This is a genomic window from Rhizobium cauense, assembly GCF_019511525.1.
In the GTDB taxonomy this organism is placed as follows: Bacteria; Pseudomonadota; Alphaproteobacteria; order Rhizobiales; family Rhizobiaceae; genus Rhizobium; species Rhizobium cauense.
This window is the reverse complement of record NZ_JAEUAT010000007.1, coordinates 246,120-272,799: the sequence shown is the minus strand read 5'-3', so window position 1 is coordinate 272,799 and position 26,680 is coordinate 246,120. Positions and strand designations below refer to the sequence as shown.

General features: G+C 59.5%; 26 protein-coding genes. 9 read left to right on the top strand and 17 right to left on the bottom strand.

All coding sequences use genetic code 11. From position 1 onward, the window contains the following. The 4 genes from JNB88_RS15875 to JNB88_RS15860 all read right to left on the bottom strand — a co-directional run bounded on the left by JNB88_RS15875 (position 1) and on the right by JNB88_RS15860 (position 3,627). On the bottom strand, positions 1 to 336 hold the full coding sequence (locus JNB88_RS15875) for an ArsR/SmtB family transcription factor (RefSeq protein ID WP_220356283.1): 336 nt from the start codon (positions 334 to 336) through the stop codon (positions 1 to 3). After that, the gene (locus JNB88_RS15870) at positions 333 to 1,016 is read right to left on the bottom strand and encodes a glutathione S-transferase family protein (protein ID WP_220356282.1); all 684 of its coding nucleotides are present in this window, start codon (positions 1,014 to 1,016) and stop codon (positions 333 to 335) included. The genes JNB88_RS15875 and JNB88_RS15870 overlap by 4 nt, the downstream gene beginning before the upstream one ends. Positions 1,017 to 1,105: 89 nt before the next feature. Continuing rightward, positions 1,106 to 2,710 (bottom strand): hypothetical protein, encoded by a 1,605-nt coding sequence (locus JNB88_RS15865; protein ID WP_220356281.1) that lies wholly within the window; start codon positions 2,708 to 2,710, stop codon positions 1,106 to 1,108. A gap of 101 nt (positions 2,711 to 2,811) precedes the next feature. Next, on the bottom strand, positions 2,812 to 3,627 hold the full coding sequence (locus JNB88_RS15860; protein WP_220356280.1) for a class I SAM-dependent methyltransferase: 816 nt from the start codon (positions 3,625 to 3,627) through the stop codon (positions 2,812 to 2,814). Positions 3,628 to 3,752: 125 nt separating this feature from the next. Here JNB88_RS15860 and JNB88_RS15855 point away from each other — a divergent pair, with 125 nt between their 5' ends. Further along, complete coding sequence (locus JNB88_RS15855) at positions 3,753 to 4,475, top strand: DUF2270 domain-containing protein (protein WP_220356279.1); 723 nt, start codon at positions 3,753 to 3,755, stop codon at positions 4,473 to 4,475. Positions 4,476 to 4,493: 18 nt separating this feature from the next. Here JNB88_RS15855 and JNB88_RS15850 read toward each other — a convergent pair whose 3' ends face one another. The 4 genes from JNB88_RS15850 to JNB88_RS15835 form a co-directional block, all read right to left on the bottom strand. Then, positions 4,494 to 4,760: an usg protein gene (locus JNB88_RS15850; protein ID WP_037128380.1), complete on the bottom strand. Its 267-nt coding sequence runs from the start codon at positions 4,758 to 4,760 to the stop codon at positions 4,494 to 4,496. A gap of 159 nt (positions 4,761 to 4,919) precedes the next feature. Beyond that, positions 4,920 to 5,750, bottom strand: coding sequence for an ABC transporter permease (locus JNB88_RS15845; protein WP_220356278.1), 831 nt, complete (start codon positions 5,748 to 5,750; stop codon positions 4,920 to 4,922). Next, positions 5,747 to 6,550, bottom strand: a complete 804-nt coding sequence (locus JNB88_RS15840) for an ABC transporter permease (RefSeq protein WP_037128376.1) — start codon at positions 6,548 to 6,550, stop codon at positions 5,747 to 5,749. The genes JNB88_RS15845 and JNB88_RS15840 overlap by 4 nt, the downstream gene beginning before the upstream one ends. A gap of 113 nt (positions 6,551 to 6,663) precedes the next feature. Then, a complete protein-coding gene (locus tag JNB88_RS15835) occupies positions 6,664 to 7,440 on the bottom strand; it encodes an ABC transporter substrate-binding protein (protein WP_037128374.1) in 777 nt (258 codons plus the stop codon). 323 nt (positions 7,441 to 7,763) lie between these two features. Between JNB88_RS15835 and JNB88_RS15830 the strand changes: the two genes are divergently transcribed. Further along, a complete protein-coding gene (locus tag JNB88_RS15830) occupies positions 7,764 to 9,944 on the top strand; it encodes an OmpA family protein (RefSeq protein WP_220356277.1) in 2,181 nt (726 codons plus the stop codon). 202 nt (positions 9,945 to 10,146) lie between these two features. Here JNB88_RS15830 and mobB read toward each other — a convergent pair whose 3' ends face one another. Genes mobB through JNB88_RS15815 form a run of 3 tightly spaced genes read right to left on the bottom strand, consistent with a single transcriptional unit; the run spans position 10,147 to position 12,210 of the window. Further along, positions 10,147 to 10,662, bottom strand: coding sequence for a molybdopterin-guanine dinucleotide biosynthesis protein B (gene mobB / locus JNB88_RS15825; RefSeq protein WP_220356276.1), 516 nt, complete (start codon positions 10,660 to 10,662; stop codon positions 10,147 to 10,149). Continuing rightward, entirely contained in the window at positions 10,662 to 11,294 is a 633-nt protein-coding gene (mobA, locus tag JNB88_RS15820) for a molybdenum cofactor guanylyltransferase MobA (RefSeq protein ID WP_220356275.1), read from the bottom strand. Before mobA ends, mobB begins: the two co-directional genes overlap by 1 nt. A gap of 7 nt (positions 11,295 to 11,301) precedes the next feature. Continuing rightward, complete coding sequence (locus JNB88_RS15815; protein WP_037128364.1) at positions 11,302 to 12,210, bottom strand: DMT family transporter; 909 nt, start codon at positions 12,208 to 12,210, stop codon at positions 11,302 to 11,304. Between the two features lie 194 nt (positions 12,211 to 12,404). On the opposite strand from JNB88_RS15815, the gene JNB88_RS15810 reads away from it, so the two are divergent. Then, the gene (locus tag JNB88_RS15810; RefSeq protein WP_220356274.1) at positions 12,405 to 13,175 is read left to right on the top strand and encodes an SDR family oxidoreductase; all 771 of its coding nucleotides are present in this window, start codon (positions 12,405 to 12,407) and stop codon (positions 13,173 to 13,175) included. A 21-nt stretch (positions 13,176 to 13,196) separates the two neighbouring features. On the opposite strand, the gene moaA is transcribed toward JNB88_RS15810, so the two are convergent. Beyond that, entirely contained in the window at positions 13,197 to 14,243 is a 1,047-nt protein-coding gene (moaA, locus tag JNB88_RS15805; RefSeq protein WP_220356273.1) for a GTP 3',8-cyclase MoaA, read from the bottom strand. A gap of 134 nt (positions 14,244 to 14,377) precedes the next feature. On the opposite strand from moaA, the gene JNB88_RS15800 reads away from it, so the two are divergent. Together JNB88_RS15800 and JNB88_RS15795 are read left to right on the top strand one after the other, a co-directional pair. Further along, positions 14,378 to 14,752, top strand: a complete 375-nt coding sequence (locus JNB88_RS15800) for a gamma-butyrobetaine hydroxylase family protein (protein ID WP_037128358.1) — start codon at positions 14,378 to 14,380, stop codon at positions 14,750 to 14,752. A gap of 27 nt (positions 14,753 to 14,779) precedes the next feature. Continuing rightward, positions 14,780 to 15,961, top strand: a complete 1,182-nt coding sequence (locus JNB88_RS15795) for a low temperature requirement protein A (RefSeq protein ID WP_220356272.1) — start codon at positions 14,780 to 14,782, stop codon at positions 15,959 to 15,961. A 2-nt stretch (positions 15,962 to 15,963) separates the two neighbouring features. Here the strand turns inward: JNB88_RS15795 and JNB88_RS15790 are convergent, their stop codons facing one another. Beyond that, the gene (locus tag JNB88_RS15790) at positions 15,964 to 16,431 is read right to left on the bottom strand and encodes a MarR family winged helix-turn-helix transcriptional regulator (protein WP_220356271.1); all 468 of its coding nucleotides are present in this window, start codon (positions 16,429 to 16,431) and stop codon (positions 15,964 to 15,966) included. 45 nt (positions 16,432 to 16,476) lie between these two features. Between JNB88_RS15790 and JNB88_RS15785 the strand changes: the two genes are divergently transcribed. Both JNB88_RS15785 and JNB88_RS15780 read left to right on the top strand, forming a co-directional pair. Further along, a complete protein-coding gene (locus tag JNB88_RS15785; protein ID WP_220356270.1) occupies positions 16,477 to 17,430 on the top strand; it encodes an alpha/beta hydrolase in 954 nt (317 codons plus the stop codon). A gap of 49 nt (positions 17,431 to 17,479) precedes the next feature. Then, positions 17,480 to 18,091, top strand: coding sequence for a pyridoxamine 5'-phosphate oxidase family protein (locus JNB88_RS15780; protein WP_220356269.1), 612 nt, complete (start codon positions 17,480 to 17,482; stop codon positions 18,089 to 18,091). Positions 18,092 to 18,136: 45 nt separating this feature from the next. Here the strand turns inward: JNB88_RS15780 and JNB88_RS15775 are convergent, their stop codons facing one another. The 3 genes from JNB88_RS15775 to fumC form a co-directional block, all read right to left on the bottom strand. After that, positions 18,137 to 19,207, bottom strand: a complete 1,071-nt coding sequence (locus tag JNB88_RS15775; RefSeq protein ID WP_037128348.1) for a GGDEF domain-containing protein — start codon at positions 19,205 to 19,207, stop codon at positions 18,137 to 18,139. Positions 19,208 to 19,592: 385 nt separating this feature from the next. Continuing rightward, positions 19,593 to 21,200 (bottom strand): fumarate hydratase, encoded by a 1,608-nt coding sequence (locus JNB88_RS15770; RefSeq protein WP_220356268.1) that lies wholly within the window; start codon positions 21,198 to 21,200, stop codon positions 19,593 to 19,595. 159 nt (positions 21,201 to 21,359) lie between these two features. Next, entirely contained in the window at positions 21,360 to 22,751 is a 1,392-nt protein-coding gene (gene fumC, locus JNB88_RS15765; protein WP_220356267.1) for a class II fumarate hydratase, read from the bottom strand. Between the two features lie 399 nt (positions 22,752 to 23,150). Between fumC and JNB88_RS15760 the strand changes: the two genes are divergently transcribed. Next, positions 23,151 to 25,022: a L,D-transpeptidase family protein gene (locus JNB88_RS15760; RefSeq protein WP_220356266.1), complete on the top strand. Its 1,872-nt coding sequence runs from the start codon at positions 23,151 to 23,153 to the stop codon at positions 25,020 to 25,022. A 52-nt stretch (positions 25,023 to 25,074) separates the two neighbouring features. Here the strand turns inward: JNB88_RS15760 and JNB88_RS15755 are convergent, their stop codons facing one another. After that, on the bottom strand, positions 25,075 to 25,782 hold the full coding sequence (locus JNB88_RS15755; protein WP_220356265.1) for an HAD family hydrolase: 708 nt from the start codon (positions 25,780 to 25,782) through the stop codon (positions 25,075 to 25,077). A 190-nt stretch (positions 25,783 to 25,972) separates the two neighbouring features. On the opposite strand from JNB88_RS15755, the gene rpiA reads away from it, so the two are divergent. Further along, a complete protein-coding gene (gene rpiA / locus JNB88_RS15750) occupies positions 25,973 to 26,671 on the top strand; it encodes a ribose-5-phosphate isomerase RpiA (protein WP_220356264.1) in 699 nt (232 codons plus the stop codon). Positions 26,672 to 26,680 lie beyond the last annotated feature (9 nt).

Here is a 26,680-nt window from a genome sequence, read left to right as displayed (position 1 = left end):
TCACTCCGGTTGTTGTTCGTCTGCAAGGAACTGTTCCAGTCGGTCGAAGGCTCTGTTCCAACTTGCCTTGTGTGCCACAAGCCAGCGCTCCATCTCGGCAAGCGCATCCTTTTGCAGCCGGTATGTACGCACGCGGCCACTCTTTTCCGAGCGGACGAGGCCGCTCTTTTCAAGGACCGCGAGGTGCTTCATCACGGTGGGAAGCGCCATCGACAGGGGCTCAGCAAGTTCCGATACCGAGGCAGGACCATGGCCGAGGCGATCGACCATGCCGCGCCGGCTGCGGTCCGAAAGCGCGTGGAACATCTGGTCGAGAACGGCAGGTTCGTGCATCATTCAGCAGCTTCTTCCGGCCGGAAGCGGGCAGGCAGGCGCTCTCGGTAGGGATAAAACTTGAAGTAGGGGCGCGCCTCCTCAAGGACCCGGGCAAAGGCCGGGCGCGTCAGAAGCCGCTCATGGTAGCGCTGCAGCTTCGGCTGGTCTGCGAAGGGAACCAGAGTCTCGGCGTAAAAAAGGGCGGGAGCGGCCGCGCAATCGGCCATCGTGAAGCTATCTCCTGTGATCCACGGGTGATCGCCGAGCTGCCGCTCGATCATTGAGTAGGCTTTGATCAGGGCCGCCTCGGCCTGGCTCACGCGGGTTGGATCTCCGCCACCGCGAAGACGCTCACCGACGATCTGCTGCATCGGTTCCTGGACATGCAGGTCGAAGAAGCGGTCCCACAGTCTGACCTCCAGCGCCGTGTCGAAGTCATCCGGGATAAGGGTCGTCGCGCCCGGATAGTATTGATCGAGATACTCGATGATGATGGTCGTTTCCGGCACCGTGCGGTCCCGCGCGTCGTCGTGCAGAACGGGCATCTTCCCGAGCGGCCAGACGCTGAGAAACGCGGATCTCGAGGCCTCGTTTCCGAGGTCCACATGCACGACTTCGAACGGGGTAGCGTTCTCGTAAAGCGCGATCAGGACCTTGTGGCAGAAAGATGCAAGAGGGTGACTGTGGAGGGTAAGCGACATAGGCCGGCCTTTCACGGGTTTCAAAACTTGCGTGATTGGCTAAGTATCAGGTCGGCAATCTGCACTCAACTAAAAAGTTGCGTGACTGGCTAACTATTGGTGGAGGAGGAGGTCGTCGGCCCGTTGTCCAGCCGCTTTGAACGATGGCCAAGATCATCCGACATTTCCTGCCAAATGCGGCGGAGGCGGCGTACGTGTAGATCATCGGCGATCCATCCCATCAGATGTTCCACGCACGCTTTCGTGGTCGTCGGGTCTGCTGTGACGGTTTGGCAGGCCCACGCGAAGTATGCTTCGACAGTCGCGGCCTCGATTGGCGGAAGAACAGTAGGCGGGGTGCTGCCGCCGCCTGCTGAGGATCGTTCGCCTTCGTTGCGGATGATGAAGGCGTTCAGGCCGCCCAGTTCACCAATCTTGCGCGCATCAGCGGTGATGGCAAACAGAATGCCCGCATAGATCCTATCGAATTCATCAGGCCCTTCTTTCTCACCACGGCTGCCATCCCGTTCTCCGTAGTCAAGGGCACGTTCCAGATCCAGGACGGTTCGAACGTTCATTTGCTTGAGCATCAGAAACTTGGGGAGGCCAAGCATGCTGCAGAGTTGCGCCTGTCCGACCCAATCAATGGTCTGGTAGATCCCATAGGGCGACTCGATATGGAGCTGGATTGGATTGTAGGTGGCAAGGTTTTGCACATCGTAGATGCCGCACTCCTCAAGCCTGAAGCGGGTTGCGTAGTCAATCCCGTCAAGTACGTCGAGAGGGGTGACGCGCGTCACCGGGTAAAAGCGATCGTCGTCCATTTTGATCCAAGACACCAACGATTGCATTTTGATAAGCAAAAACTTCGTAGCGCTTTGCGGTGCAAGACCTAGCAATGGTGCAAGCGCCAGCCACACCCACGAGATATGACCACAGTCACGTGGACCGCTATCTCCCGCGCCGAGCGCACCCAGCACGCGTGTCGGATCAGCCAGGGCGACATAGAGGACGATTACGATCGCAACGGAAGCAAAGATCTCTGCCGTCTGCCAGATGATTGTGTAGGCGGAGAGGTCAAAGACCGCGAGGCTGCGTATGAACTGCCTGATGGCTCCTATAAAGGCGCCAATGAATGCCAGAGTGCCTATGATATGAATTTGACCAGAGAATGCGCCCTCCGGACAGCAATTGTTTGCGACACCGCATATTGGAGCGCCATCTGCGCCGGCGACCTGCAGCCCGTTGCCAAGGGCCAAAAGCAGGTTTGAAAACCCGAAGTAGCAGATGACGACGAAGCCAAGTGCGGAGAGAAACAGCCTGAGATCGCCCACATTGCCAACGATGCGTGAAGCCCGCATTCGTCTCTCGATCTCTTTGATCAGACCTTCGGAATCAAGCCGGATCGGTTGGTCATCCGGCTCGCGCAGATCGGAGAGATATTTCGACGTTACGAACTCGAGGGCGGGATTGTTTCCCGGTCTACCTGATGGAACGCCGGCCCTGGCCGGCTCCTGGTCTCTTGTCGTGGGATAAGATGCAATGAAGTCCGAGATGATACGGAGGCGTCGCACGCGTATGTCGTTGCGTGCATAGATGAGGAGGAGCGGTATGAATACCGCCAGAAGCAAAACACCCCATTGGATTGGCAAGGCCTGCAATGATGAATAGAGCCATCGTAGCAGGCTGGCGATGCTGTGTTGCGACGATCCCATGCGACCTCCCCCCAAGGTGCTGAGGAGAGATTCAGCCGGAAATAGTCATTCGTCTACCAACGCATCGCAATCAAAGATTGTATTTGTTGCGGCAAGCGAGACTAGCCGAGCCGCGCGATGACCAGGTGGCCCGGGCTCGGATGCCCTTCCTGCATACGGACGTTGATCTCGGTCATCTCGACAAGCTTGAAGCCGGTCGCAGAGAGCCTCTCCCTGATATACGCGGCGGAATGGAGGAAACGCTGATGTGGTCCCACCATGTAGCTTTGGCCATTTGCCAAGGGCTCTGGCAGTTCCTCCGATGAGAAGATGAAGAGGCCGCCGGGGTTGAGATTTTCCGCTGCACCGAAGAACAGTGGTTCCAGCGCGCCAAGGTAGGGAAGGACATCGGTTGCAGTGATGAGGTCAAACGGATCCTCATCATTGTCGTCGAGAAAGTCCTCGACTTCCGCGACGAACAGGGTCTCGTAGAGTTCTTTCTCATGAGCGATCTCGACCATTTTCTCGGACAGATCGATGCCGGTCATGTCTTCGCACATGTCGCCGATTGCTTCTGCCGTCAAGCCGGTGCCGCAGCCGAGGTCGAGCATGCGCTTGAAGGAGCCAAGCTTCAGCTCCTGCAGCCGTTGGCGGACCATCATCGGCACGTGGTAGCCGAGCTGTTCAACCAGAACATCCTCGAAGACTTCAGCATGCTGGTCGAACAAGGTCTCGACATAGGCATCCGGCGCCTTGGGCGGCGTCTCGCCGCGTCCCATCGAGGCAATCCTTACGGCGGCGCCGCCATGGTCCTCCGGATCGATGGCAAGCACCTCTTCGTAGGCTTTCACGGCCGCGTCGACATCACCTGCCTTCTCAAAGGCGAGCGCCCGGTTGTAGGCTTCCGCGAGTGCGTCTTCGTCGATCTTCTTGGCCATAGCATTTCACCATCGTTTTTATTCCAAGGTTGCGTCTACGGCGACTGAATGTCTTTTGCAATGGCGACGTTCGGGGAGCAAAATAGGGAACCTCTAATGGACAAGAACAAAATGGAGGAAATGCCATGGTCGCCGAAATCAGCAAACGAAGTTTCGAGAAGGAGCTGGATAGTCCGCGACCAGCGCTGCCGGCGACCCCCGGTGAGATCACGAATACGCTCAGCCACTATTATCGTGGCGAGCTCGGTCGGATGATAAGCTGGCGCGATCGCATCGACCGAACGTCCAACTGGGCCATCACGGTTGCCGCGGCGCTCCTTTCGGTCTCTCTCTCAACGCCGAGTTCGCACCATGGCGTACTGCTCTTCGGCATGATGCTTATTACCTTGCTGCTGCTCATCGAGGCGCGCCGCTACCGCTTCTTCGATATCTACCGCGCTCGCGTGCGAAAGCTCGAGCGGGGATACTTTGCGCAGATTCTTGCGCCGAACGGCGACCTCAAGGGAGATTGGGCTGGCGCCATCGCCAAGAGTTTGCGCAAGCCGCAATTTTTGCTCAGCTACGGCGGCGCGGTGCAGCGCCGACTGCGCCGGAATTATTGCTGGATGTACCTGATCCTTTTGCTTGCATGGTGTCTGAAGATCACCACACCCAAACTGCAAACGGAAGGCAGCTCGTTGACACAGGCACATTCGTGGACCTACGTCATCGACAACGCGGCACTTGGCCCGGTCCACGGTTTGGCCGTGCTTTTGATCGTGACGCTGGCCTATGTCGCCATTCTGTACGGCACATTACATCGCGAAATGGACGAAGACGAATTCGTCAAGGGTGAGGCTCACGTCTGACAGCCGTCTGTGGCTTCATCAGTTGAGGATGAACTCGCCTCTGAGAGCGCGCCATTCCGTGGCCGAGATGAGCTTGCGGTGTATGTAACGCACCGAATGCAGCGGTCCGTCGAGCTTTTCCTGCCAGAATTTCAGGAAGCTGCGCATTTCGGGAAAATCCGGAGCAAGGTCATAGTCCTGCCAGATATAGGTCTGGAGGATCGTTTGATGATCCGGCATGCGGTAGATGATCTGGGCCGTCGTCAGGCCGTAGCCCTGAAGCTGCCTTTCCATGTCCTTGTGCATCGTCGTCTCGCCTCTGGTTCCAAACGATCGCTTATTAGCGATCCAGGAAATGGAACCATTACATGCTTAACCGAAGCTTGACGAAATGCTAGTGGATCATGAATTTGTTTTTTATTTTCAATCTGTTAGCAGCTCTCATTGGTGAGTGCTGCCAGATTGTTATCGCTTCAGATGGCGGGTGAGGCGGCGTTCGATCCAGGCCCAGAGATGACGCAGGGCTTCGACCATCGTGAGGTAGAAGATCGCTGCCCAAAGATATGTCTGGTAGTCGAACGTGCGCGAGAAGGCGTAACGCGTTTCACCCATCAGGTCGAGAACGGTGATGATGGCGACCACGGCCGAACCCTTGATCAACAGAATGATCTCGTTGCCATAGGGCCTCAGGGCGACGATCAGCGCTTGCGGCAAGATGATCTTCCGGAAGGCGTTGACCTTGTGGATGCCAAGCGAGGCTGCGGCCTCGTGCTGGCCACGCGGTACGCTCTGGATGGCGCCACGCAGGATCTCCGCCTGATAGGCGGCCGTATTGATGGTCATCGCGAACAGGCCGCAATACCAGGCATCGCGGAAGAACCACCACAATCCGACGGCTTCCAACTGCGGCCGGAAGCCGCCAAGGCCATAATAGATAAGGAAAAGCTGAGCCAGCAGCGGCGTGCCGCGAAACACATAGACGTAGCCGTAGGCAAGGCCGTTGATGAACCTGTTCTTCGACATGCGGGCAAAAGCCAGCGGCAGCGACAGGATCGCGCCGAAGAATACCGAGATCACCACGAGCATGATCGTCGTGTAGAGGCCATGCAGATAGCGAGGACCGTAGCGGGTGAACTTCTCAGGATCCCAGCCGCTCACGACCATTGCGATCAGCGCGCCGGCTAGCGCGATCCAGAGCGCAACGACGAGGTAGCCGGTAATGCGCGTGCCGGTGATCGGCTTGTGTGCCTCTTTCGGAGCCGGTTGCGCCGGAATGAGTGTCTGAACGTGGCTCATCGGCTGGTCTCCGACCGCTTCGCCCACCGCTCGATGTAGCTCAGTCCGAAGGACGAAATGATGGCAAGGCCGAGATAGAGCGCACAGGCGACGGTATAGAACAGGAATGCCTGTTTGGTCACCTTAACGGCAACACCGGTCTGGCGCAGGATATCCGCAAGACCGATGATCGAGACGTAGGATGTGTCCTTGAGCAGGATCATCCAGAGGTTCACCAGGCCGGGAAGGGCGATGCGCACGAGCTGCGGCAGTATGATCAGGAACAAGGTGCGTCCGCGGTGGAAACCCAGCGCGTCGCCGGCCTCGTACTGGCCTTTCGGGATGGCGCGGAAGGCCGACAGCAGTACCTCCGAGCAATAGGCGGAGAATACGACCGAAAGGGCGATGACGCCGGCCAGGAAGGCATTGATTTCGATGCGACCGTCGTAGCCCATGTAGGCCAGAACCGACTGGATCAGTATCTGCATGCCGTAATAGATGATGAACAGCGTCAGCAGTTCCGGCAGGCCACGAAAGATTGTTGTGTAGATGCCGGCGGCAAGGCGGACCGATTTCTCTTCCGATTGCTGGCCGAGAGCCACGAGAAAGCCGATGATAAGTCCGATCGGCAAGGTAACCAGAGCGACCGCAACAGTAACCTTCAGCCCGGCCGCGATTTCATCACCCCAGCCAGTGTCTCCACAGGCCAGGATCGTCGAAGAGCCGAACCAGGTGAAGAGTCCCGCGGGTCCGCAAAGCGGATCGAAGATATGCCCAATCCAGGCCCAGAATGAGCCTAGCGCGGAAAATAATCCGCCCATGCCAGTTTTCCCCTCGCGGTTTGTACCGCTTTGATCTTTCCATTCTTGTCAAACAAAAATGGCGGAAGAGCAAGCCTTCCGCCATCAGCTTTATGAGCGACCTACAGCTTTTCTTATTCGCCGTAAACGTTGAAGTCGAAGTACTTGTCCTGGATCTTCTTGTACTCACCGCTGGTGCGGATCGCAGCGATCGCGGTGTTCAGCTTTTCGCGCAGGGCGTCGTCGCCCTTGCGAACGGCAATGCCTGCACCAACGCCGTTGATTTCCTTGTCGACCGGAAGCGGCGTCAGGATCTTGCAGCACGCGCCGGCATCCGACTTGACCCACTGCGACAGCACGACGATGTCGTCGATTACTGCGTCAACGCGGCCGTTGGTGATGTCGAGCTTGTACTCGTCTGCCGTCGGATAGAGCTTCAGCTCGGTATCGGGCAGGTGCTTTTCAGCGTAGTTCGAGTGAGTGGTGGAGGTCTGCGCGCCAATCGTCTTGCCTTTCAGGCCCTCGACGTCGGTGATGGTCGAGTCCTTCGGCACGGCGATTGCCGGCGGGGTGTTGTAGTACTTGTTGGTGAAGTCGACGAGCTTCGAGCGCTCCGGCGTGATCGACATGGAAGAGATGATCATGTCGAACTTCTTCGCCTGCAGCGCGGGAATGATGCCGTCCCAATCGCTGCTGACGATGGTGCACTCGGCCTTCATCTCAGCGCAGAGTGCGCGGGCAATGTCCATGTCGAAGCCCAGGAACTGGCCGCTGGCGTCAACATATTCGAAGGGCGGGTAGGTCGAGTCCGTTCCGATGACATACTTCTCGCCATCAGCCATTGCGGCGCCTGCGAAAAGCGACATCGCGGCGACAGAAGCGGCGGCAAGAATACGGGTGGAGATACGCATGTTAGTCCTCTCTGTTGGTGCTGCCGCGCGTGTTCTTCTTTTGGACGGCGGCTGAGCAGGGCGGCGCTGGGCGCTGCCTTGGGGCGATACTCAAACCTTTTTTAGAAGAATTGCAACAGGAATCGCTGTGGCGCGGCGAACGGTCAACTGTGGCGAAGATGAACAATGACGCACTGCCACATTCATACCGGGTTAATAGTCCAGTTCCTAAGACTCGTGGAACAAATGCAGTCCCCGCGCGATTGTCGCTGTGGGTGAGTGCCCCAAAATCGGACGCGGCCACGACCGCGTCTCAAGAACATAAAGTACAATGAGGAGCCCCTATGGGAATGAAATCCAGATTGTTTGCAAGTGCCGCCTTTCCGCTGTTGTCGCTGTCGCTCGTAATGCCTCCGGTGCATTCGTTTGCGGCAGTTGCCAGCGTTGATCAGGTTCGCACAGCACCGCAAGCGGTCGCGGGCAGCTTTGAGGTTGCGCAGGATGCACCCTCCGACGAAGAACTCCTGAAGAAGCGTGCGCAGCAGGAGGGTGGCGGCGAGCAACAGCCGCCGGCTCCCCAGGAGCCGCCACCACAACAGGAGGCGGCGCCGGCTGCCGAGCAGCCGCAGCAACAGCAGGAAGCACCAGCCGAAAAGCCCCGCCAGCAGCGTGAGCCGGCGGCCGAGGTGCAGCAACAGGAAGCTCCTGCTGAACAGCCGCAGCGCCAACAGGAGCCTGCCGCCGAACAGCAGTCTCAGCAGCTGCAGGAGGAAGCTCCTGCCGAAAAGCCTCGCAAGAAGCGCCAACCCGCCGCCGAACAGGCGGAGCCTGCCGCGCCGCAGGAGCAGGTAGCTCCGGCACAGGAACAGCAGCCGGCGGAGAACCAGGAAAAACCGCGCCGCAAGCGCGACAAGCAGCCATCGCAGGAGGAGGCTCAGCCGCAGCCTCAGACCGAACAGGTTGCCCCGCAGCAGGAGCAGGCTCAGCCGCAAGGTGAAGAGCCGCAGCCCAAGCTCGTGAAGCCACGGAAGAAAGCCGCTCAGCAGCAGGAAGAGCCTCAGGCCCCCACGGCTGAAAAGACGCCTGTCCCGCTGGAGTCGCCAGCGCCTGAGCAGGCTCCGAAGCCGCAGGAGGCGCCGACGGCTGAAAAGCCACCGGTTCCCGCACAGGAACCGGCGACCGAGGCCCAACCCGGCACGCAGCCGATCCAGCAGCAGGGCGAGCAGGTGCCCGCACCTCAGCCTGGCGACCAAGCGCCCGTCCAGCAAGGCGAACAGGTTCCGGCGCAGCCGAGCGATCAGCCTGTAACGGGCCAGGCCGAACAGCCAATCCCTGCTCCGGAGAAGATCACGCCCAAGGAGCTCGAGCGCCGCAAGGAGATTGCCGCCGATCCGAGCAAGAGCACGGAAACCGTGGTTCTTCCGGTTGAAAACGGCGCTGCCGTCCTCGACAGTGACAAGGACGCCGATCGTTCCGGCGGCATCCAGTCGCGCCGCGACCGCGACAGGCAGCGCGGGCAGGAGCAGAATTTCCGTGTGCCGAAGTCGGATGCCGACGCCCAGATCGTAACGGAAGGCGCCAAGGCTGCTCCGATCAAGATCGAAGCTGTGACCAGCGAAGAGGGGCGGCGTCTCGACAGGCGGCCGCAGTTCGACAGGCCGGAAGGCGCGCGCTTCGGTGAGCGTGGCGACGACAATCGCGTGATCATCCAGATCAATAATCAGACGATCATTCGTGGTGACGACGACCGACGCTTCCTTCGCGACGGCGAACGTCCGCTCTATGAGCAGCTCCCCCGGGATCGCTACCGCGAGACGATCGACCGTGACGGCTATCAGATCGTGACGATCCGAAATCGCTATGGTGATATCATCCAGCGGTCGCGCATCGACAATCGCGGGCGAGAGTCCGTTCTCTACTATTCGCCCGACCTCTATGAGGATCCGGATCGCGGCTACTTCGAGGATCCGGGCCGCGACCTGCCGCCGATGCGTCTGCGCATTCCGCTCAACGACTACATCATGGATACGAGCAGCGACGATGACCGCGACTACTACGACTTCCTGCGCGAGCCACCGGTGGAGCCGGTCGAGCGTGTCTACTCGCTGAACGAGGTGAAGTACTCTGCGCGTATCCGCGACAAGGTTCGTCGTATCGACCTCGATACGATCACCTTTGCAACGGGTAGCGCGGAGATCCCGATGAGCCAGGCGCGCAGCCTGCGCAAGGTTGCTGATGCGATCAACGAGGTACTACGCAAGGATCCGTCGGAAACCTTCCTGATCGAAGGTCACACGGATGCTGTCGGTTCCGACCAGAGCAATCTCGTCCTGTCGGACCAGCGGGCGGAATCGGTGGCGAACGTCATGACCGACGTTTACGGCATCCCGCCCGAGAACCTTGCGACACAGGGCTACGGCGAGCGTTACCTCAAGGTCAACACCCAGGGACCGAACCAGGAGAACCGCCGCGTCACCGTTCGTCGCGTGACAGCACTGGTGCGCCCGGTTGCCTCGCGCAACTGAGCTGATAGCCAGAACTGATCGGAAGCCGCCGGGAGACCGGCGGCTTTTTGCTGTGCGTTGCGCGAATGGTCATCAGCGCCGTCCGGCCTGCACGAGTCCTGGTGTCGCAGCAATTCTGGCCTGTGCCTCGTCGGCCAGGCGCTGCAAGCGCTGCTGTCTTTCGGTGCCGTAGTAGTTCATTGCGCCCCCGCAACAAGTTTTCCTACTTTGCAGGCAGTTCCACGATTCCAGAAATGAAATCTGCGATCGCCTGGGTATCATCGAGGTTGAATACCGGCAGAAAGCCTTCGGCAATCGGGTGATCGGCAGCGATGGCCGCGATAAAGGGATCCGTTGGCGCAAGCGGCTCCCGGTTGGCTGCTTCCAGTCGGCGGGCTTCAATCTTCGGGATCGGCTCGCGCTTGTAGCCTTCGATCAACACCAGGTCGCAGGGCGCAATACGGGAAAGAATCTCTTCGAAAGTCGGTTCGGGGGCGCCGCGCAATTCGTGCATGATGGCGTAACGCGTGCCCGATACGATGGTGACTTCGTGTGCGCCGGCCTGTCGATGCCGGTAGCTATCGGCACCGACCTTGTCGATGTCGAAGTCGTGATGGGCATGCTTGATGGTCGAGATTGTATAGCCGCGACGGGTAAATTCCTCGACAAGCCGGACAGCCAGGCCCGTCTTGCCTGAGTTCTTCCAGCCCGCGATGCCAAAGACCTTCGGTTTATTCATTATGCAAGAACCTTCAGCCAGCGTTCCGCCTCAACGAGATCGTCTGGCGTGTTGACGTTGAAAAACGGATCGAGCAGGCTCGCCCGTGTGGGTCTAAGCGGGAAGGCAACTTCCGTAACGTCATGCCGTAACAGGAAGTCCCGAACGCGCCGCTTTTCGTCCGTAGTGATCCACGTTTCGAGGTCGCCGGCAAGGTTGACGGGCCAAAGGCCGAAGACGGGGTGGCTGCGGCCTTCGGACGTAGCGATGGCGATCTTGTCTGGTCCATCGACGGCAGCGGCAAGCCAGTCCACGAGGTCGTGGGGAAAGAATGGGCTGTCGACAGATACAGTGACCACGTGCGTAACTCCTCCGAGCGTCGCGCCATAGGCCATCGCGGCATGGATGCCGGCCATCGGTCCCGCTTTACCGGGAACTATATCAGGAATGAACGTATGGCGGCAATTTTCCGGCGTCGTATCAGCGTTGACGGCGATGATGCTCACCTGTGGCTCCAACTGCTCGATGACTCGCTCCAGCAGCGTTCGACCGCCAAGCTGGACCGAGGCCTTGTCGCGCCCCATCCGCGAGGAGCGACCGCCAGCCAGCACCACGCCGGGGATATTGGATCTATCGAGCGCAAAATCAGTCATATCTGCCTCAGACGGGTGTTCTCGGCTCGGATTCCTGCGCGACCGCCGGTACATGGCGCTTGGCCTCACGATAGAACGTGTAGAGACCAGACGCTATGACGATGGCGGCGCCGGCAAGTGTCCAGAGATCCGGAAATTCCGCGAAGAAGACGAAGCCGAGCAGGGTCGAAAAGATCAGGCTCGTGTAGCGGAAGGGGGCCACGAAGGAGATTTCGCCGGTTCGCATGGCCATGATGACCGACTGATAGCCGATCAGGACGAGAATGGCCGCGAGCAGCAGATGCGAGAGCGACGTAAGGCTCACCGGCTCCCATCCACCCAACAGCGGTGTCAACAGAGCGCCGACGATCGTCACTGAGACGGCGGTGACGACGGTGATCATCAGTGAAGGGATCTCTGGGCCGATGCCGCGCGTGGCAAGGTCGCGCCCGGCTGTCGTGAGGACGCTGCCAACGCAAAGAAGCGCAGCCGCCGTAAAGCCGTCCGGTCCCGGCCGAATGATGATCAGCACACCGATCAAGCCGACGAGGATGGCCGACCATCGACGCCAGCCGACCGGTTCGGAGAAAAACAGCGCCGCGCCGAACGTGACGACGAGCGGCAGCGATTGCAGGATGGCCGAAGCGTTGGCGATCGGCATCATGCCGAGTGCGGTAATGTAAGTGACCGCTGCCAATATCTCGCAAACGACGCGGATCATCACCATCGGCTTGAGGACGATTCGCCATGAGCGCAGTGCGCCCATGTGGCGTGCAATAAAGTAGACCAAAATGCTGGTAAAGAAGCCACGCAGGCACATGATCTGGCCGGCATTCATATAGGCGATGACTGATTTGGAGAGTGCGTCGCTGCAGGAAAATCCGGCCATGGCCGAACTCATGTAGATGGCGCCCTGGGTATTGCGGGACCGCGGCATGTCGATATTCCGATTCTCGTACAGCCCCTTTTAGAAGCAGACCGGCGCTATGGGAATCAATCCAAAGACACAGTCGAGATAATTCGATTGCGCAGTGCACAAAAACGTATCTGGTGGCTCGGCAGGAAACGGGTGGTTGCCAGCCTGGATGTCTGAGATTTGGAAGGCCGTGTTCAACAAACGGAGGTTCCGACATGAGACATCTGGATGGCAAGGTTGCGATCATCACGGGCGCGAGTTCCGGCATCGGCCGGGCGGCAGCCAGACTATTCGCAGCGGAGGGAGCCCGGTTGGTTGTCGCAGCGCGGCGCGCGGCAGAACTCGGCATGCTGGTGGAGGAAATCGGCGAGGCGGGCGGTGAGGCGGTTGCGGTCGCCGGGGACGTGCGCGAGGAGGCGCTCAACAGGCGGTTGGTCGACGTGGCGGTGGAGCGCTTCGGCGGACTCGATGTCGCCTTCAACAATGCCGGCAGCACCGGCGAATCCGCTCCGGTAAGCGAACTCTCACTGGATGGCTGGAACGAGATGCTAGCCGTCAACCTGACCAGTGCATTTCTGGCGGCGAAGTATCAGGTGCCGGCGATGATTGCGCGCGGTGGCGGATCGATCGTCTTCACCTCCACCTTCGTCGGGCATACCGCCGGAATGCCTGGCATGGGAGCCTACGCGGCAAGCAAGGCAGGACTGACCGGCCTGGTGCAGGTACTTGCAGCGGAACTCGGTTCGAAGAACATCCGCGTCAATGCGCTGTTGCCCGGTGGCACCGACACCGCCATGAACCCGGCAAATTTCGAGAATCCGGACAAGGACCTCGTCGCCTTCATTCACGGTCTGCATGCGTTGAAGCGACTGGCGCAGCCGGAAGAAATCGCGAGAGCGGCACTCTTCCTCGGATCCGATATGGCAAGCTTCGTGACTGGGACGTCGATGCTCGCGGATGGCGGGGTGTCGATCAACCGGACGTAAGCTGCCCGAAACCAGTGGGCGTCACCCGCCGGTGACGCTCATGTGGCGGGCGACGGCAGGCCGATTGTGGGTGCGGTCGATGATGAAGTCGTGGCCCTTCGGCTTGCGCGAGATTGCCTCGTCGATCGCTGCATAGAGCAGTCCGTCGTCGGCGGTGGCGCGGACGGCAGAGCGCAGGTCGGCGGCATCGTTCTGGCCGAGGCACATGTAGAGCGTGCCGGTGCAGGTCAGCCGCACGCGGTTGCAGCTCTCGCAGAAATTATGCGTCATTGGGGTGATGAAGCCGAGCCTGCCACCGGTTTCCTTGACCTCGACATAGCGGGCTGGGCCGCCGGTACGATAGCCGATGTCGGAGAGGGTAAACTGCTGCTCCAGATCCGCCTTGAGCTTTGAAAGCGGCAAGTAGCGGTCGGTCCGGTCTTCCTCGATTTCGCCCATTGGCATTGTTTCGATGACGGTCAGATCCATGCCGCGGCCATGCGCGAAGCGGATCATCTCGGGCATCTCGATGTCGTTGAAATCCTTCAGCGCCACAGCATTGAGCTTGACCTTCAGACCAGCCTTCTGCGCTGCCTCGATACCTTCCATCACCTTCTGGAAATCGCCCCAGCGGGTGATCTGACGAAACTTGTCGGGATCGAGCGTGTCGAGGGAGACATTGATGCGCCGTACGCCACTATCGTAGAGTTCGTTGGCAAAGCGGGAGAGCTGCGAGCCGTTGGTGGTCAGGGTCAATTCGTCGAGGCCGGAGCCGATCTGTTTGCCGAGTTCGCGCACGAGATACATGATGTTCTTGCGCACAAGCGGCTCGCCGCCGGTCAGCCGGAGCTTGCGGACGCCCTTGGCGATGAAGGCGGAACAGAGCCGGTGCAGTTCTTCGAGCGTCAGAAGTTCCTGCTTCGGCAGGAAGGTCATGTGCTCGGCCATGCAGTAGGTGCAACGGAAATCGCAGCGATCGGTGACGGAGACGCGCAGATAGGTCACGGCCCGCTGGAACGGGTCGATCATCGGTTTCGCCTCAGCGACCAGTGGCGATGCGTTGCCTGTTGTTCCGACGTTGCTGTTCACGAATGCCTCCGTAATGCTAGTAATGTGCGCACAGGCTATCGCTGCGTCAAGGGAAGTGAGCCTGGATCGCGACAAATTGCGCTTGCCTCGCCAAGCGCCATTGCCTACTCGTGATTTTGAAGGGGAATGGGATCATGGGCGATATCTGGCCGACTGAACTCAGAGTTTCGAAGGACCGGCAGCACCTCGTCGTGACGTTCAACGACGGGCAGAGCTTCGATCTTTCCGCCGAGATGCTGCGCGTGCTTTCGCCGTCGGCGGAGGTGCAGGGGCACGGTCCGGGGCAGAAGGTAACGGTGCCCGGCAAGCGCAATGTTGCAATCATGTCGCTGGCGCCCACTGGCAACTACGCCGTGCGTATCGGATTCGACGACATGCACGACACAGGCATTTACACCTGGACCTATCTGCGCGAACTCGGCGAGCGCGGCGAAGAGCTGTTCGGCGCCTATGAAGAAGAACTGCGCGAGAAGGGCATGAATCGCGACACGTCAGAAAAACCGCGCTGAACGACCATAACCACGAGGGGGGAATGCATGACGGGACCGAGCAAGCGAAACTGGCTGCGCGCCAAGGGCAGTAGCAGGGTCAGTTTTCTTGAACTTTTTTTCGATCTCGTCTTCGTTTTCTCGATCTCCCAGCTTTCGCATGCGCTGGCGGCGCACTATACGCCGCTCGGCGCCGCCGAAGCTGGCCTGATGACCTTCGCGGTCTGGTGGGTTTGGATATTCACTGCCTGGGCTACGAACTGGCTCGATCCCGACAGGATGCCTGTCCGGATCATGCTTGTGGTTTTGATGCTGCTCGGCCTCGTTCTGTCCGCGTCCATTCCCGAAGCTTTCGGCGACAAGGGACTGCTGTTTGCCGGCGCTTACGTGTTGATGCAGGTCGGACGATCGCTTTTCACCACCTATGCCTTTAGGGCGACGAGTGCTTCCAACTACCGCAACTTCCTGCGTATCAGCACGTGGTTCATCGTTTCCGGCGTCTTCTGGATCGCAGGAGGCATCCTGGAGCACGAGGCGCGGCTGATCGCGTGGGTGATCGCACTCGGAATCGAGTATGCCGGGCCGGCGAGTGGCTTTGTCGTGCCGGGACTTGGCAAGTCGACTGCGACCGAGTGGGATGTCTCGGGGGCGCATATTGCCGAGCGTTGCGCGCTCTTTGTCATCATTTGCCTTGGCGAGGCGGTTCTGGTTTCGGGGCGGACATTCTCGGAAATGCCGTTCTCAACACTGACGGCGGTCGTCTTTGTCACCGGCTTCGTCGGCACCGTGGCGATGTGGTGGCTTTATTTCCGCTTTGGTCACGAGCGGGCGGCCCATCGGATCGAGCACGAGGAAACGCCGGGAAGCTTGGCGCGGCAGGCCTTCACCTATGCTCATATTCCGATCCTGGCAGGCATCATCGTTCACGCCGTTGCGGTCGAGTTCATGTTTTCGCATCCGCACGACACCGGCAATCTCGGTGTCCTCGTTTCGGTCCTCGGTGGTTCAGGTCTGTTTCTTGCAGGCAATCTTTGGTTCAAGGGGGCGACCAGCGGACGCTTGCCGCTCTCGCACCTTGCGGGCCTCGTACTGCTGATATTGCTTGCCTTTGTTGCGCCGTTCATCGAGGTCTACCTCGCCGGCATCCTCGCGACGCTGGTGCTCATTGTCGTCGCGACCTGGGAGTTCAAGTCGCTTGGCGGGCAGACGGTCGGTCACACCGTCCACTGAGCTCAGTCTTCATCGACAAGGTCATGCTGCAGCACGCGGATGATGCGCTCCATAGAGCCTGCCATCGCCATGCATTGTTCGATGGGTTCGGGTGAAAGGACGCGCTCGATAAGGTCGGTCTGAATGACCATGGCCTTTTCCGTGACTTCACGGCCCTCCTGGGTGAGGAAGAGGCGCAGCACGCGCTTGTCCTTCTCATCGCCGCGCCGTTCGATCAGCCCGCGCTTTTCCATCTGTGGCAGGAGCATACTCATGTTCGAGCGGCCGACCAGCAGCTTGCGCGCGAGCTCCTGCTGCGAGATGCCCTCAAAGCGGTAGAGGTTGATCATAATATCGAGATGCGGCGTCTTGATGTCGAGTTCGGCGAGCGAGCGGCCCAGCGATTGCTGCATGAGTTGGCAGGCGCGGGCGACGGCAATCCAGCTTCGAAATCGCGGATGATCCCAGGGGAGGGATTGATTTTTGTTCATCGTTGTACTTTATTGTTCAGTGTTGAACATTATCGGATTCCCACTATGGCAAACTTTGCGCTGAAGGTCACCCGCCTTGGATTTTCGCTGTTGCAGTCGGTCTCGCCCCGCACAGCCGGAAAGGTAGCGTTCCGTCTGTTCTGCCTGACACCATCGCGCAAACCCAAGGGCGAGAAGGCGAAGGCGGCGCATGCAGCAGGTGCTGCAAAGCTGGCGGGAGCGGAGCGATTCGCGCTTCCCCTTGCCGGTCGCGGCCAGGCCCATGCCTCTCGGCTGAATGGCGGCGCGCTGGGACGCCGGCCGCGCTACCTCGTGACGCACGGCTGGGGATCGAGCGGCGAATACATGGCTGATCTTGTCGAGACACTGGCCGCGACCGGCGCGGAGGTCATCGTCGTCGACTTTCCCGGCCATGGCCGGGCACCGGGGCGGTTTCTCCACATGGGGATGGCGGTGAAGGCAATTGCGGCAGCCGAACGTCGGTTCGGAGCCTTCGACGCCACAATCGGTCACTCCTTCGGCGGCGCAGCGCTGATGGTGGCTGCGTCAGGCATGCTGCCCGGAACGTCCGCTGTGCTACCAGAGAAACTTGTGCTTATCGGTTCGCCCAGTGAAATGCATTGGCTCTTCAAGGATTTCGGCAAGATGATCCGACTCGGGAAGCCTGCGCAGCAAGCGTTGGAGAACGAAGTGCGCCGTGTCGCCGGCCGGAGCCTTGAGGAGTTCGATGCGGGAAGTGCTGCAGGCGCGATCGGACGGCCGGTACTGGTTGTCCACTCAGAGGACGACAAGGAAGTGGGCGCCAACCATGCGCGGCGCTACGCCGCTGCAAGCGATGACGTCATACTTCATTGGGCGAATGGGTTCGGCCATCGTCGAATTGTCAGCGCGCAGCCTGTTCTGGATGCGATCACGGATTTTCTAGGCAATGGGACATCGGGCAAAGATGCTGAGATCGTTCCGCTTTTTGACCTTTCCGCGAGGCGTGCGTCATTGTAGCGTCACGTTCGGCAGCTAAGGGCTGCCACCACAACGCGGCAGGACGATCATGAAAATAATCGAAACGGTAGAAGAGCTCGCGGCGATCTATGCCGGTGGGCTGACGCAGGCATCTGTGGCCAAGGTGACGGACTATCTGACGCCGCTTTACCGTGAAATGATCGAAGCTTCACCTTTTGTGGCGCTTGCAACGGTAGGCCCTGAAGGTCTGGATTGTTCGCCGCGGGGCGATATCGGCGGCGTCGTACGCATTGTCGACGAACGGACGCTGCATCTGCCGGACTGGCGCGGCAACAACCGCGTCGATTCGCTCTCGAACATCGTTCGCGACCCGCGCCTGGCGCTGATGTTCCTTATTCCCGGTTCGAATACCACGATGCGTATCAACGGGCGTGGCGTGGTCACCAACGACGAGGAAGTTCTTTCCAGCTTCGAGATGGACGGAAAACATCCGCGGACGGTGATCGTCATCACGATCGGCGAGGTCTATTTCCAATGCGCCCGCGCACTGATCCGTTCAGAGCTCTGGAACCCGCAGACCTTCGTCGATCCAAGGAGCCTGCCGACGCCAGGGCTGATGCTGAAGGCGGCGACCGGCGATTTCGATTATGAAACCTATGATCGGGAATGGCCGGAGCGCGCGGCGAAGACGATGTGGTGAAACGGTAGCCGGTAGGGTCGAGGGTGGCAACCGTTCCCAGCGTGGTCAGGCCTTGTAGATCAGCCAGCTCTTTGTGAAGTCTTTTTGCATGCCGTCTTCGAAGAGGACGCTGCAGTTGCGGCCGGAATTCTTGGCGCCGTAAAGTGCGACGTCCGCCCTGTGGTAGAGTTCCCCGGCATCCTGTGCGTGCGACGCCATGCAGACGCCTACCGAAACGGTGACCGGGCCGTAATTTATTCTTGTCCGCGAGTTCGTGAAGGGCGTCGTTTCCAGCGTGCGGCGGATGCGCTCTGCCGTGCCCATCACTTCATCGGCGGTGTTGCCTTCAATGATCAAAGCAAACTCCTCGCCGCCTGTCCGGGCGACGAAAACATCGCGGCGGACGTTGGCGCGGATTACTGATGCGACGGTCGCAAGGACCTTGTCACCGACCGGGTGACCGTAGGTATCGTTGATCTTCTTGAAGTTGTCGATGTCGGCCAGCACCAGCGCAGTGACGGGACGCATGGCCGGATTGTTGAAGACAGCGGCAAGCTTGTCGTCGAAAGCGCGGCGGTTCGAGAGGCGCGTCAACGAGTCAGTGTTGGCAATGCGCTTGTACTCATCAAGTTCCTTGCGGACCTGATCCATTTCCTGTGAACGCTGCACGACGTTTTCCACCGTGCGTTCGCCATGGGCCATGGTGTCGCCAGTTGCCTCGGTCAGCAAGGTGAGGGCGCTTTCAATCAGCTCCACACTCGTATGGTTCTTCGAGCTGATCCGCTTGTAGGTTTCGCCGAGCAGCTTGTTGTAGCTCTCCAGCGACGTCTGCTCCTGGCGCAAGACACGCAGCAGCGTCTCTAGCTCGGCGGCGATCCGGCCGTGGGCGTCATCGAAGACGCGGGCGGGACTTTGCGCAAAATACTGCGTGGCAAGGGTGTCCAACTCTTCCTGCGTCGCCTGGCTGCCGAGCGCTGCCAGATCCCGCGTCAAAGCCGGATTGGAGCCGATGTAGGCTTCGTAGAAGAGCTCGTAGTTGCGCGGTATCGGCGCAACGCCCATGGAGCGCATGGCGAACGTGATCTGGCCTGCCACGTCTGGAACCTGCGCCCTCGTTGGCGCTGCGGCCGTCGTCATGCGACTACTCCTCAATCCAATATCAAATGCAGTCTTTATTTGGTTAGCCTACAAATATTGGGAAATGATTAAGGGGGTATACACCAATGATTACATGTGAAATTTACTCTATGTTCTCCGCTGGCCATGCATCGCATTGATTTTTATCTGAGATTTTTCTCTTGCGCGGCTGTTTTTGCTCTTAAGGCGCGAGTGCGGAAAATAAAAAATACAAGAAATCTGTGCCGCTTCGGTTTTTTATTGTCTCCGAGCTGTTGACAGTCGGTCTTGGTTGGCCGGGCGATCAGAGCCCGCGGAAGAGGTGCTCGGTGCTGTCGACTTCGCCAGCCGAAAGGATGGCGCCGCGGTCGACCATGGGACAACCGCGGGCGATCCGTTAGGCCGGTCACCCCAGATTGAATTCCTGGAAGAAGTCGTTGCCCTTGTCGTCAGTGACGATGAAGGCCGGGAAATCTTCCACCTCGATCTTCCATACTGCTTCCATGCCGAGTTCCGGATATTCCAGCACCTCGACCTTCTTGATGCAGTCCTGTGCCAGTCGGGCTGCCGGCCCGCCGATGGAGCCGAGGTAGAAGCCGCCGTGCTTGTTGCAGGCTTCGCGCACGGCGCGGGAGCGGTTGCCCTTGGCAAGCATCACCATCGAGCCGCCGAAAGACTGGAACTGATCGACATAGGAGTCCATCCGACCGGCCGTGGTCGGGCCGAAGGAGCCGGAGGCATAGCCAGCCGGTGTCTTGGCGGGGCCGGCGTAGTAGACCGGATGGTTCTTCATATACTCGGACATGCCATCGCCGTTTTCCAGCCGTTCGCGGATCTTGGCGTGCGCGAGGTCGCGCGCGACGATGATGGTGCCCGTCAGAGACAGGCGGGTCTTGACCGGGTGCTTGCTGAGCTCGGCCAGAATTTCGGACATGGGTTGGTTCAGGTCGATGCGGACCATCGAGTCCGACAGCTTCGACTCGTCGATCTCGGGCATGTACTTGGAGGGGTCCGTCTCAAGCTGTTCCACGAAGATGCCGTCGCGGGTGATCTTGCCCTTTGCCTGGCGGTCGGCGGAACAGGAAACACCGAGACCAATCGGCAGCGAGGCGCCGTGGCGCGGCAGGCGGATGACGCGGACATCGTGACAGAAATACTTTCCGCCGAACTGCGCGCCGACGCCCATCTGCTGCGTGAGCTTGTGGATCTCCTTCTCCATCTCGATATCGCGGAAGGCGTGGCCGCTTTCGGAGCCTTCGGTCGGCAGATCGTCGAGGTAGCGTGTGGAGGCGAGCTTGACCGTCTTCAGGTTCATCTCGGCCGAGGTGCCGCCGATGACGATCGCCAGATGATAGGGGGGACAGGCTGCCGTACCTAACGTGAGGATCTTTTCCTTAAGGAAGTCGACCATGCGATCGTGCGTCAAGAGTGACGGGGTACCCTGATAAAGGAAGGTTTTGTTCGCCGAGCCGCCGCCCTTGGCAACAAAGAGGAAGTCGTAGGAGTCCGTGCCTTCCTCATAGATGTCGATCTGTGCCGGCAGGTTGTTCTTGGTGTTCTTCTCTTCGAACATCTTGATGGGGGCGAGCTGCGAATAGCGCAGGTTCTTCTTCTCGTAGGCGTCCATGACCCCCTTGGCGAGGGCTGAATAGTCCTCGCCTTCGGTCCAGACGCGACGACCCTTCTTGGCCATGATAATTGCCGTGCCGGTATCCTGGCACATCGGCAGGACACCGCCAGCGGCGATGTTGGCGTTCTTTAGGAGATCGTAGGCAACGAAGCGATCATTGTCGGTCGCCTCCGGGTCCTCGAGGATCGAGGCAAGCTGCTTGAGGTGTCCGGGCCGCAGGAGATGGTTGATGTCGGCAAAGGCGGTTTCGGCAAGCAGGCGGATGCCTTCCGGCGCGACGGTCAGGATATCCTGTCCCTTGAAGCTGTCGACAGAGACGTAGTCGCTGCTGATCTTGCGGTATTGGGTGGAGTCTTTGCTGAGGGGGAAAAGATCGTCAGCCATCGAAGGACCTTTCATGCGGACCGAAATCGCAGATGGTCTATTCGGGCGTCTTCGCAATTGCAATAATTCTAAAACTAGTCTGTTTTAGTCATGAAAATCGCGAAAAACACCGCCGCAGAAGCGGCGGTGTGAACTGTTGAGCGAGGCCGGAAGGCGGACTTACTTTGGGCCGATCATGGTTTCCGGGCGAACATACTGGTCGAACTCCTCGTTCGTCAGATAGCCGCCGCCGACGGCTTCCTCGCGAAGCGTCGTGCCATTCTTGTGGGCGGTCTTGGCAATCTTGGCGCAGATGTCGTAGCCGAGCCTGCCGTTCAGCGCGGTGACCAGCATCAGCGAGTTCTCGACGCCTTTCCTGATGTTGTCCTCGCGAGCCTCGATGCCGACGACGCAGTTGTCGGTGAAGGAAACGGCGGCGTCGCCGAGCAACTGGACCGACTGCAGGAAATTGTAGGCCATCATCGGATTGTAGACGTTGAGCTCGAAGTGGCCCTGGCTGTCGGCAAAGGTCAGTGCTGCATTGTTGCCGAAGATGTGGACGCAGACCTGGGTAAGGGCTTCGCACTGTGTCGGGTTGACCTTACCCGGCATGATCGAGGAGCCGGGCTCGTTTTCCGGCAGTGCGAGTTCGCCTAGGCCGGCGCGCGGGCCGGAGCCCAGCAGGCGGATGTCGTTGGCGATCTTGAAGAGCGCGGCAGCAGCGGCGTTGATGGCGCCGTGGCTGAAGACCATCGAGTCGTGGGCGGCCAGCGCCTCGAACTTGTTCGGAGCCGTCACGAAGGGCAGGCCGGTGATTGCTGCAATCTCTTCCGCAACCTTCTCGGCAAAGCCGACAGGGGCGTTGAGGCCGGTGCCGACGGCGGTGCCGCCCTGCGCCAGTTCGCAAAGACCAGGGAGCGTCATTTCGATACGCTTGATGGCGGAGCCGACCTGAGCCGCGTAACCCGAAAATTCCTGGCCAAGGGTCAGAGGCGTCGCGTCCTGCGTATGCGTCCTGCCGATCTTGATGATGTGGCTGAACTCAGTCACTTTCATGTCGAGTGCTGCGTGCAGATGCTTCAGGCTCGGAAGTAGGTGGCGAACGATCTGTTCAGCGCAGGCGATATGCATCGCCGTCGGATAGGTGTCGTTCGAAGACTGGCTCATGTTGACGTGATCGTTCGGATGCACCGGCTTCTTGGAGCCCATGACGCCGCCGAGCATCTCGATCGCGCGGTTGGAGATCACTTCATTGGCATTCATGTTCGACTGCGTGCCGGATCCGGTCTGCCAGACGACGAGCGGGAAGTGGTCGTTGAGCTTGCCGTCGATGACTTCCTGTGCGGCATCAACAATGGCGTTGCCAATCTCGGGATTGAGCTGGCCGAGGGCCATGTTAGCGCGGGCGGCCGCTTGCTTGACGATACCGAGGGCCCGGACGATCGACAGCGGCTGCTTTTCCCAGCCGATCCTGAAATTGCCAAGCGAGCGCTGCGCCTGCGCACCCCAGTACTTGTCGTTTTGCACGTCGATCGGGCCGAACGTATCCGTTTCGGTGCGGGTGGAAGTCATGGCCATGCCTTTCTGTCGCGAGTACGTCTCAGAGATGCGGTCTTATAGGTCTGAAACGGCTGGAAGAAAACTGTTCAGATTGAATATATGAGTGAGCAAATCATGTTATCTGCGACGATAAGTGATCTTTTAGACACGGCTGAGTTTTTATCTTCGTTCGGCGTTTTGCCCATTGTCTCCCGGCACGAAAATACAGTAAAAAATTAACCAATAATTTCATAATTTTGTGTGAACTGTAATCGGCGTAGGCGTTGTTGGCGTTACTGCAGGTTGAGTTCGTCGAGGCTGGTGGTGAGGCTTGCTTTCTGCCATGTGACGCTCGCGCCGGATGAAACGAGTTCTGAGGCGGGTCACGCCCGCGATTTTGAATACAGCATGACACTGGGACTGGATAAAAGCATGACATTCCTTCTGAAAGGTGCGGCTTCCGCACTCGCGCTTTCCTGTGGCATGGCCGCGATGGGTGTCACGCCCGCGCATGCCTACACGTTGATGGATATGATCCGCGGGGATCAAGCTCGGACCCAGAGAACGATTGTCAATCCGAGGCCATCGGTTCCGGCGGTTCTTTCGGCCCCTGATGCACCGCTGCCGAAGGTGTCGAGCCCGCAATATTACACCTACAAGCCCGATGCGATGCGCTTCGTCGATACCGGCAAGTTCACGGATCCCGTCGTGACGGGCGCCGTTGCCAACGTGTCTGCAACCACCGAGGTCGAACCCTCGGTGCAGCGCCGCTTCCTCATCGAGGCGAAGGTGCGGGCGCCGGCGGCGGTCGCGCAGGCTCTTGAGAGCTATTATGGTGACGTGAAGAATCCGTTGGTTTGGCTTAGCGGCACTGATGTCAGCGACCGTGCCAAGGCGGCGATGGACGTGCTGGCAGATGCTGCTTCCGTTGGTCTTGACCCTGCCGATTATGCCGTCCAGGTGCCGTCCGATGATCCTGCCAATCCGGATCCGGCGAACCGCGATCGCGCCCTGACACAATTCGAGCTCGAGCTGTCCGCAAAGGTGCTGGCTTATGTCCAGGATACCGTTCGCGGCCGTGTCGATCCGAACAAGCTCTCCGGATATCACGATTTCAAACGCAAGGATGTCAATCTCGCGCCGGTTCTCAAGCTCGCGCGCATGAGCCCTGATACGGCTGCATATCTTCGAAGCCGCACACCCGATGGTCCACAGTTTGTGGCGCTTCGCGACGAATTGACGAAGCTGCGGGCGGAAGGTGCCGAGGACGACCGCATCAGCATCACACTCACCGGCCTGCTTCGCCCGGGTGACAATTCGTCCGAGATACCAAGCATTGTGAAGGCAATCGACAAGCATGGCTCCGCCGCGCTGAAGGCGGAGCACGCGACAACGCTTGCTGCCTATGCGGGCAGCACCGACTATTCCCCGGAGATCGTCTCGCTTGTCGAAGGCTTCCAGAAGGAGCACGGGCTGAAGCCGGACGGCGTTGTCGGTCAGGCTACCGTTCGAGTGATGCTCGGTGGCGACAGCAACGCTTCGAAGCTCGAAAAGCTGATCGTTGCCATGGAGCAGGCACGCTGGCTGCCGGCTGACCTCGGTTCGCGCTACGTGTTCATCAATCAGCCGGCCTACATGGTCTACTACCACAACGACAACAAGGAACAGTTGTCGATGCGTGTCGTGATCGGCCAGCCCTCTCACCAGACCTTCTTCTTCCAGGATCAGATAGAAACGGTCGAGTTCAATCCATTCTGGGGCGTTCCGCAGTCGATCATCATCAACGAGATGTTGCCGCGCCTGCGGTCCGATCCGAGCTATCTGGACCGGATGGGTTACGAAGTGGCAGTCGGCGGTCGTGCCGTGCCGTCGTCCAGCGTGGACTGGTACGGCTCGACGACCAATGTCTCCGTGCGTCAGCCGCCGAGCGACGACAATGCTCTTGGCGAACTCAAGATCCTGTTCCCGAACGCGCACGCGATCTACATGCACGACACGCCGTCAAAGAGCTTCTTCAAACGCGATATGCGTGCGCTCAGCCACGGCTGCGTGCGCCTCGCCGAGCCACGTGCGATGGCTGCCGCTGTCCTGAACACGACGGTCGACCAGATCGGCAAAGAGATTGCGACTGGCAAGAACCACGCCCAGCAGGTTCCGCAGAAGATTCCGGTGTATGTGGCTTACTTCACGGCCTGGCCGAACAAGGATGGTGTCGTACAGTATTTCGACGACGTTTATGGGCGCGACGCTTACGTCAAGAAAGCGTTTGATGCGACGACGAAGGCGCGTGGCGCGCAAATCTGACGCAGTCAGCAGGAGCGATGTTTGAGGCGGCCGAAGGGCCGCCTTGCTTGTTTCAGCCCGCGGCTTCGGCGGGCACGCGAGCGGCAAATTCCCGGATCAGATCATCAATAAATGCCGGTGTCAGTTCGCTGAAATGAGCGATCACGCGCGTCGGCTCGAGGTTTTCGACAGGGACGTCGGAATAGCCGAAGGGCACGGCAACCGACGGTACGCCGGCGTTTCGGGCGACGAGAATGTCGTTGATGCTGTCACCGATCATGACTGTGTTTCGGACTTCGCCGCCGGCGAGTTCGATGGTTCCGAGTAGATGACGGGCATCCGGCTTTCTGACCGGGAAGGTGTCGCCACCGGTGATCGCGTCGAAATAGTGCGTCAGATCGAGCTTCGCGATCAGGCTGCGTGCCAATCCTTCGAGCTTGTTGGTGCATACGGCGAGCTTGCAGCCTGCGGCTTTAAGCTGATCCATCGCCTGGATGAGGCCTGGGTAAGGCTTCGTGTGGCCCGGCATATTGTCGGTGTAGTGAACGATGAAGCGGTCCAGCAACGCCGGCAGGGCCTCCGGCTGCAACTCGTGCCCCTGAAGCTTGCAGGCACGTTCGATCATGACTTTGGCGCCATGTCCGACCAGATGCGTGAGGTCATCGTAGCTGACGGGTGCCAGGCCGAGCGCCGCTATCGTGTGGTTCAGGCTCTCCACGAGGTCGGCGTGAGTGTCGAGCAGCGTACCGTCAAGATCAAAAACAACCAGGGCAGGGGTCAAGGATTCCGCCTTTCAGAAATGATGTCTTTCGGCAGTAGGCGATGGGCGTGTGAAAAGCAACGTTCCGCGGCAAGATCACGGTGTTGCGGATGCCCACGCTTTTCGAAAATCATCGCGCTATTTTGGCTTTCGTTTGGCAAGCGAGCCGTGTAAACAGCACATCCAACGTAACAATCGGAGTAAGCGGCGCATGGATGCCCGCGAAATGAAGATCAAAGCCGCCGAGGCTGCACTGGCGCATGTCGAATACGGGATGCGGCTCGGAATCGGAACGGGAAGTACCGCCGAAGAGTTTGTCCGGTTGCTTGCCGAGAAAGTCGCCGCCGGTTTCAAGGTCGAGGGCGTACCGACATCGGAGCGCACGGCGAGGCTATGCGTTGAGCTCGGCGTTCCCTTGAAGTCGCTCGACGAATTGCCGGAACTCGACCTGACGATCGACGGGGCTGACGAGGTCGATTCCGATCTGCGCCTGATCAAGGGCGGCGGCGGAGCGCTGTTGCGCGAAAAGATCGTCGCGGCGGCATCAGAGCGCATGATCGTCATTGCCGACGATAGCAAGCTGGTTCCCACGCTCGGCGCCTTTGCATTGCCGATCGAAGTCAATTCATTCGGCCTCGTATCGACGCGGATGGCGATTGAAAAGAAGGCCTCGAAGCTGGGTCTGAACGGCGCTCTGACGCTGCGCCAATCTGGCGGCGGCGATTTCATGACGGACGGTGGCCACTACATTATCGATGCATCTTTTGGCCGCATTCCTGATGCAGAGGCGCTTTCAAACGAGCTGAATTCAATACCGGGAGTCGTTGAACACGGACTCTTTATCAATATGGCGGCGCTTGCGATCATTGCAGGTCCAACAGGCGCACGCACGCTGCGGGCGAACAGGTAACAGGAGCAT